Raw genomic sequence first — 7,149 nt, forward strand, 5'->3', positions numbered from 1 at the left:
TTACTCGCTCATCAAAGTGTCGATAGCCTCGCCAATGCGGATTGGACCGGGGAAGAAGGCCCATTCGAGACTATGGGGGTAGGGCGTATCGAACCCCGTCACACGCTGCACCGGCGCTTCAAGATGATAGAAACAGCGTTCCTGCACCAATGCGGAAAGCTCCGCGCCGAAGCCTGCCGTGCGGGTCGCCTCATGCACGATAAGGCATTTGCCGGTTTTCCTGACCGACTTTTCAATCGCCTCAATGTCGAGCGGCACCAGCGTGCGCAAATCGATCACTTCGGCATTCACGCCCTTTTCGCGGCAAACGGACTCCACCACATGCACCATCGTGCCATAGGCCAGCACCGTCATCGCTTCGCCTTCACGAACGATCCGCGCTTTACCTAAGGGAATGGAATAATACCCTTCCGGCACTTCGGAGGCATCATAGGATTTCCATGGTGTATTGGGGCGATCATAATAGCCATCGAAGGGGCCATTATAAATCCGCTTTGGTTCAAAGAAGATTACCGGATCATTGTCTTCAATCGCGGCAATCAGCAGGCCCTTGGCATCATAGGGCGTGGATGGAACCACCGTCTTCAGGCCCGAAACATGGGCAAACAAGGCTTCCGGGCTTTGGCTATGCGTCTGGCCACCAAAAATACCGCCCCCAAAAGGCGTTCGCACCGTCATGGGTGAGGTGAATTCCGCCGCTGAACGATAACGCAAACGCGCCGCTTCACTCACCAATTGGTCAAGGCCGGGATAGATATAATCGGCAAACTGGATTTCGGGCACGGGGCGCAGGCCATAGGCCCCCATCCCCACAGCCGCACCGATAATGCCACATTCGCTGATCGGCGTATCGAACACGCGGGTTTTGCCGTGCTTTTCCTGCAGGCCAGCCGTGGCGCGAAACACACCGCCGAAATAGCCGACATCCTGCCCCATAATCACCACATCGGGATCACGGGTGAGCATGATGTCCAGCGCGTCATTGATCGCCTCGATCATGTTAAGCCGGCGGGTGGGTGCATCGGCCAGGGTTACGGGATCGTCTTCTTCATGGATCATTCCGGCCATTTCAGTTTCCTCTCCCGCAAAGCTGCTTCGCTCTGCTCTCTCAAATGCCAGGGCAATTCTTCGAATACATCTTCGAACATGGTGTGGAACGGATGGTGCAGACCATGGCCAAGGATGCCATTCTTCTCCGCCTGCTTGGTCGCGGTGCGGACCTGTTCGGCCAGTTCCTTATCCATCGCCTCCTGCTGCTCTTCGGACCATTCACCAATCGCGATGAGGTGATCTTTAAGCCGCGTCACCGGATCACCCAGCGGCCATTCCTCACGCTCGCGCGCAGAACGATAGGCTGAAGGGTCATCCGATGTGGAATGGCCTTCAGCGCGATAGGTGAAATGTTCGATCAATGTCGGCCCGTGATTGCTGCGCGCCCGATCCGCTGCCCAGCGCTCTGCCGCATAGACCGCCAGCGGATCATTGCCGTCCACCCTGAGGCCCGCCACGCCATAGCCAATGGCCCGCGCGGCAAAAGTCGCCCGCTCGCTTCCGGCAAAACCGGAAAAGCTCGAAATCGCCCATTGGTTGTTGACGATGTTGAAAATCGTCGGGGCATTATAAACAGCGGCAAAGGTCAGGGCGGAATGGAAATCACCTTCTGCGGTGGAACCCTCGCCCGTCCAGCTTGCCGAAATCCGGCTGTCATTACGGATCGCGCTCGCCATGGCCCAGCCCACCGCTTGCGGCAGTTGGGTGGTCAAATTGCCCGACACCGTAAAGAAGCCATATTCGCGGCTTGAATAGAGGATCGGAAGCTGGCGACCTTTGAGCTTATCAGCACGGTTGGAATAGATCTGGTTGACCATATCAACCAGCGGATAATCCCGCGCGATCAGAATGCCCTGCTGGCGATAGGACGGGAACGTCATATCATCAAAATCAAGCGCATGGGTCGCTGCCACTGAAGTCGCCTCTTCCCCGATGCACTTCATATAGAAGCTGGTCTTGCCCTGCCGCTGCCCGCGATACATCCGATCATCAAAGGCGCGCACCAAAGCCATATCGCGAAGGATGGCGCGCATCTTGTCAGGCGATAATTGCGGGTCCCAGGCACCATGGGCCTGATTGTCATCACCTAGCACCCGGATGATAGTATCGCAGAGCGGAAATGTCTCTTTTGGCTCGCAGGATTCATCGGGGCGTGGCTGATCGCCTGCCTCGGGGATGTCGAGATAAGAAAAATTAGCTGTATCGCCCGGCCGACCTCTCGGTTCGGGCACGTGAAGGGACAATCGTGGACGATTAATCCCGGCCTGTTCGGCTTGCTTCACCATTCGAGGCTCTCCCGCTCGCTATGGAATATATCTTTATATTGAAGACATATTATTGCGCTTTAGCGAAACAGTCAATCGTCAGGATCGTCGGTGCCGAGGCCGGTGATGGTCAGCCTTCAGATGGCGCTTTTCAGACCTTTTCAGTACCTCTTAGACCGCGATAGGTGCCTTTATGGCCCCTTTCGGCTCGTAACCGGTGACTTCAAAATCCTCGATCCGATAATCAAAAATCGACTCTGGCTGTCTCTTTAAATGAAGCCGTGGAGAGCCCACAGGTTCCCGTGAAAGCTGTTCTTTCACCAGCGCCTCATGGTTGAGATACAGGTGCACATCGCCCCCCATCCAGACGAATTCCCCCGGCTCTAGACCGGTTTGCGCCGCCAGCATCCTCTGCAACAGCGCCGCCGACCAGAGATTGAAAGGAAGCCCCAAAGCGACATCGCAGGACCGCTGAAAAAGCAGGCCATTGAGCTTCCCTTCCGCGACATGGAACTGGTAGGTCTTGTGACAGGGCGGCAAAGCCATCTGATCAAGCTCAGCCACATTCCAGCCTTCGATAATGTGGCGCCGACTCCCAGGATTATTTTTAAGAGATTCAATAAGTTGAGTGATCTGATCGATCCCCTCCCCGCGCCGAAACAAGCCATCGCCAGCAGGCAAATAGGTAGGCCAATCCACCCATTGCTTGCCATAAACCGGCCCCAGATCACCCCACCGCTCTGCAAAATCCGCATCCTCAACAATACGCTTTTCAAACGCTTCCTGAGAGATCTCGTCCTGCGTAACTTTGCGATAACGCGCCAGTGGCCAATCGCTCCAGATCGTCACTCCCTGCACCAGAAGTTCGCGGATATTGGTCCCTCCGGTCAGGAACCAGAGCATCTCGCGCGTGGCGGTTTTCCAATAGACCCGCTTGGTCGTCATCAAAGGCATTTGCCCATCTGACAGATCAAACCGCAAGCTCGCCCCAAAGATCGATCGCGTGCCCACACCCGTCCGATCAACCCGCTCGCTTCCCCCTTCCCAAATCGCCCGCATAAGATCGAGATATTGCCATTCATAATGGCGGGAAAGCGAAGAATCAGAGTTTTGGAAGGGGCTATTCATAGGGGCTGCCTAGCGCGCAAAAAGAGGTCTTGCCAGAGCGTAAAGCCACTCCTATACGGCCCACCTGCCTCGCACCGCTGCGCTTTCAAGGCCCGGCGGTAGCATCGGTCGGGGAGTAGCTCAGCCTGGTAGAGCACTGTCTTCGGGAGGCAGGGGCCGGAGGTTCGAATCCTCTCTCCCCGACCATTTTAGCGCGCTAAGCCGCAGATTTCCGCCTTTTAGCATGGGTTTCCGCACCGTGTTGGTCACACGACCAATACACATAGCGGGAGCACATGCGGGAAGGTCGTTATCGATGAGCCGCATCCCCTTCACCATCCGGATCGAGGGCCGCTATTCGTTCCGCCGCCGCATTCATTTCCGAAATATTATCTCCAAGCCGCTAACCTTGGCGTTGCAGACTGCCGATCCGTGTGCCGCGCGCGAGCGCGCGGCGATCCTTTCGGCGCGTTTCGTAATTGTAAGGGCGGATGTGAAGACCATGCCGGAAGGCCAGCGCAACCTGACCGGTGTCGAGATCGAGGCCATTTTCCGCCGGGAACTCGAGCAGCAGCTCGGCTCTTGGCTATCGGCCGCCTACGAAAACGCCCCTTGGTCGTCCTCGGTCACGGAGGAAGCAGCGCGCCACGGCGAGGCTTACCGGCAGCTTCGCCTACCTGACCCACGTTACGAAATGGATCCCTGCGAAATCGCCAGGCTCGACGCCGCCGCCAACTCGGCACAGGGCGCAATGGAACTGACGCCTGAATGGGCACGCCCACTGGTCGATCAGATACGCGATGCTCTATCCGACGAATACGTTAGTGCTGCCCTGAAAGCGATTGGCGCGACGCCCAGCGAATCCAACATTGCTGCTGCTCGGACCCACATGATCCGTGCGGGCGCTTCCGCCAGCGCACGGGCGCAACGCGTATTCGACGAGGACGTCCTGGACTCGGCCGATCCTTTGCGGACTATGATGGCGGACCTGGGCGAATTGTCTGCCGAAGTGAAAGCCCTTTTGTCCAAGACCGAAGGTCTCACTGCTCCTGCTGCGAACACGAGCCTACCCTCCCCCGCGCCAAATACAGAATGCCCTTTCGCGATCTACGATAATCGCCGGTTCAGCGAAATTATCGAGGATACTCTCGCCACGCTGAAGCGGAAGAAAGTGTGGAAGGACGATAAGCAGCAGCGGATGATCTTGCAGTGTTTCGCATGGATGACGGGCGATCGGGAACTCGGGTCTTGCGATCATCGCGACGTCGAGACCTACGTGCAGAGGTTGCTCTTAATCCCGGCACGGGGTTTCAGGTTCGGAACGCTTGAAAAGGGTAATATGTCGCGTCCCTTCGAAGAGGTTCAGAAGGAACTGCCGAAGTTGACGCCCGAGCTTGAGCGCAGCCTCAAGACGGTGAACCGCGATCTGAGCACAATGAGCACGGTGGCAAAGCACTTGGAACGCTCGGCGTGGAAGCCCAGAGTGCCCGGCTCTGTCGTGCTCGACTTCGCTGCGGCGACCATGACCATTCCTGCGGAAGACACCAGTGACCTTCGGCCGGCTTGGGAAAGGGAACAGCTCGAATGTCTGTTCAGATCGCCGCTATATTGTGGAGGTGGCCCTGGAAAGAAGCGGCTGAAAACGGACAGCCTGAGCCCGCAAGTATGGCACGACGCCGCCTACTGGGCACCGCTTATCTGGTATTATACCCACGCCTGCCGTGAGGAGATATGCGGCCTTGAAATCGCGGACGTGGTGGTCGATCACCCGGTCCCCCACATCCATATCCGGGATAACTTCACCCGTGGCCGAGACGGAGAAAAGAGCGGTGAGAAGAGGTTGGCGCGCAGGCGCAAGATACCCCTTCACCGGCAGCTCATCCGCCTCGGGTTCCTCGACTACGTCGAAGCGGTCCGCGCCGAGGGCCACGTTGCTCTCTTCCCGGAACTCTATCTTTTCGAGAGCAAGCGAGGCGGCGCCCAATTCTACGATCGCGCCTGGCGCTTTATGGTCCAGTGGATTTTTGATCGGATGGAAGTCAGAGTGAATGACAAGGGCAAAGGGCCGGATATCCATTCCATCCGCGCCCTCGGTTCCTCATTCTACGAAGTAGACGGCGTAAATGAAATCTTGCGCGCTGACGTAATGGGGCACGACAGGACCGGCACGAACGCCAAGCATTATTCGAAGCGAATCCAGACCGAAGGCCTCGAGATTGTGCTTCGCGAGCGCCTCGAATTTATCCATCGGTATGTGCCCGAAATTACAACTCATCTCGACCCTACTCCGATCCGCTTGCTGCCGATCGATATGCGTTCCCGCGTAGGGAGTGGTCGGTATCGGAAACTGAGATCTGACGCTGGCAAATCTCGCAAGCCGACCTAGCTAGTCATGGGGCTGCGCCGTAACAGGTCCCGCTACTTTTCGCCTCCGATCCGTCTCTGGACCAGGTCGATCAAGATCCGAATGTCCTCTTTCGTCAGGTCGCGAAACTGGGCACCCGTCATTCCCGCGTCTTGGCATTTTGCGAAGAATTGCTTGACGTAGGCAGGGACTCTTTCGGCATCCAAAACGGTCTGGAAGAGACGCTCACGCGAAATCTCGACCTCCTCTTCCACCCTGCTCAGCTCAACATCCACCAGCGAGCGCAAATGAGTTAGGGAAGCCCGCTCCTTACACAGTCGGGTGAAAGTATCGATGCCTTCGAGGCGTCGTTCGGGCAGAGAGTCGAAACGCGATGCGAATTCGGCACCCATATGAGCTGGCGCATCATCGAGGGCCATATGGAATAGCAATTGCGCTTCGGGAGCCGTCATGCCTCCCGCCGAAAGCCGGTCAACAAGTTCAGCAATCTTCGGAAAATCTCGACGAAGCCTAGGCGGCGTGGACAAATTTGAGCCAGTATCTGGCGGTGGCGATGTGGACCATGGAAGGAAGCTGTCCGCGAGTTGATCATAGCGTGTCGCGATGGCGCGGTTGATCTTGAGGCGTCCGAAGAAGCGCTCGATCTGGTTGCGCTGCTTGTAGAGTTTCCTGTCGTGCTCGATCGGCACACGGCGGTTTGATCGTCCGGGAATGACGGCCTCGATACCGCGTTCGGCAAGATCGGCGCGAATGGCGTCGGCATCGTATCCCTTATCAGCCAGTAGCGCCTTGGGTGTTTGGTCTGCCATAGCGATCAGGGCGTCATAGGCCTTGCAATCAGCGGCTTCGCCGACTGTCAGGTGGAGGGCGAGCGGTCGCCCTCGTCCATCAGCCAGACAGTGAAGTTTACTGGTGAACCCGCCCCGCGAGCGGCCAAGAGCTCTTCGACGAGTCCCCCTTTTCCGCCCGCCGCCGAAACATGGGCGCGAACCGTAGTGCTGTCGATGCTGTAGTGGCCGCTGTCCGCCATGATCTCGGCCAGTGTAACCGACACGGCCTCCCAAACCCCGGCATCGCTCCATCGCCTGAACCGCCGATAGATCGTGTTCCAGTTGCCGTATTTTGGCGGAACGTCGCGCCAGGGTGTGCCGCAGCGAAGTCGCCAGAGAATGCCGTTGATGATCGCACGGTTCTCTTCAGGACGTCGTCCGCGCCCACGGTTCGACGCATCAATCGGAAGCAACCCCTTCAAAACACGCCATTCTGCTTCGGTAAGATCACCCCGACTCAAGCCCGCCTCCAAAAGGCAGCCTTGAATCAACCCGCCATCGCAACGTCAACCAATTTGTCCACGCCGCCTAG

The 7,149-nt window shown here is 57.5% G+C and carries 5 protein-coding genes, 1 tRNA gene and 1 pseudogene; 2 read left to right on the forward strand and 5 right to left on the reverse strand.

Features of this window, described 5'->3' with window-relative positions; genetic code table 11:
- From GRI39_RS05000 to thyA, 3 genes are all read right to left on the reverse strand, one after another.
- A complete protein-coding gene (locus GRI39_RS05000; RefSeq protein ID WP_160738641.1) occupies nt 1–1,059 on the reverse strand; it encodes an alpha-ketoacid dehydrogenase subunit beta in 1,059 nt (352 codons plus the stop codon).
- Nucleotides 1,056–2,336 carry a 3-methyl-2-oxobutanoate dehydrogenase (2-methylpropanoyl-transferring) subunit alpha gene (locus tag GRI39_RS05005; protein ID WP_160738528.1) on the reverse strand — a complete coding sequence of 427 codons (1,281 nt, stop codon included), beginning with the start codon at nt 2,334–2,336 and terminating at the stop codon, nt 1,056–1,058. Before GRI39_RS05005 ends, GRI39_RS05000 begins: the two co-directional genes overlap by 4 nt.
- A gap of 150 nt (nt 2,337–2,486) precedes the next feature.
- Nucleotides 2,487–3,443, reverse strand: coding sequence for a thymidylate synthase (thyA, locus tag GRI39_RS05010; RefSeq protein WP_160738529.1), 957 nt, complete (start codon nt 3,441–3,443; stop codon nt 2,487–2,489).
- 109 nt (nt 3,444–3,552) lie between these two features.
- Between thyA and GRI39_RS05015 the strand changes: the two genes are divergently transcribed.
- Nucleotides 3,553–3,629: transfer RNA gene (locus GRI39_RS05015), tRNA-Pro, on the forward strand.
- Between the two features lie 109 nt (nt 3,630–3,738).
- Nucleotides 3,739–5,808: a site-specific integrase gene (locus GRI39_RS05020; RefSeq protein WP_160738530.1), complete on the forward strand. Its 2,070-nt coding sequence runs from the start codon at nt 3,739–3,741 to the stop codon at nt 5,806–5,808.
- Between the two features lie 32 nt (nt 5,809–5,840).
- On the opposite strand, the gene GRI39_RS05025 is transcribed toward GRI39_RS05020, so the two are convergent.
- Both GRI39_RS05025 and GRI39_RS05030 read right to left on the reverse strand, forming a co-directional pair.
- Complete coding sequence (locus GRI39_RS05025; RefSeq protein ID WP_160738531.1) at nt 5,841–6,239, reverse strand: hypothetical protein; 399 nt, start codon at nt 6,237–6,239, stop codon at nt 5,841–5,843.
- Between the two features lie 58 nt (nt 6,240–6,297).
- Nucleotides 6,298–7,078: pseudogene (locus GRI39_RS05030) on the reverse strand (IS5 family transposase).
- Nucleotides 7,079–7,149: the final 71 nt, after the last annotated feature.

The sequence above is a fragment of the Altericroceibacterium indicum genome (assembly GCF_009828105.1).
GTDB classification, from domain to species: domain Bacteria; phylum Pseudomonadota; class Alphaproteobacteria; order Sphingomonadales; family Sphingomonadaceae; genus Altericroceibacterium; species Altericroceibacterium indicum.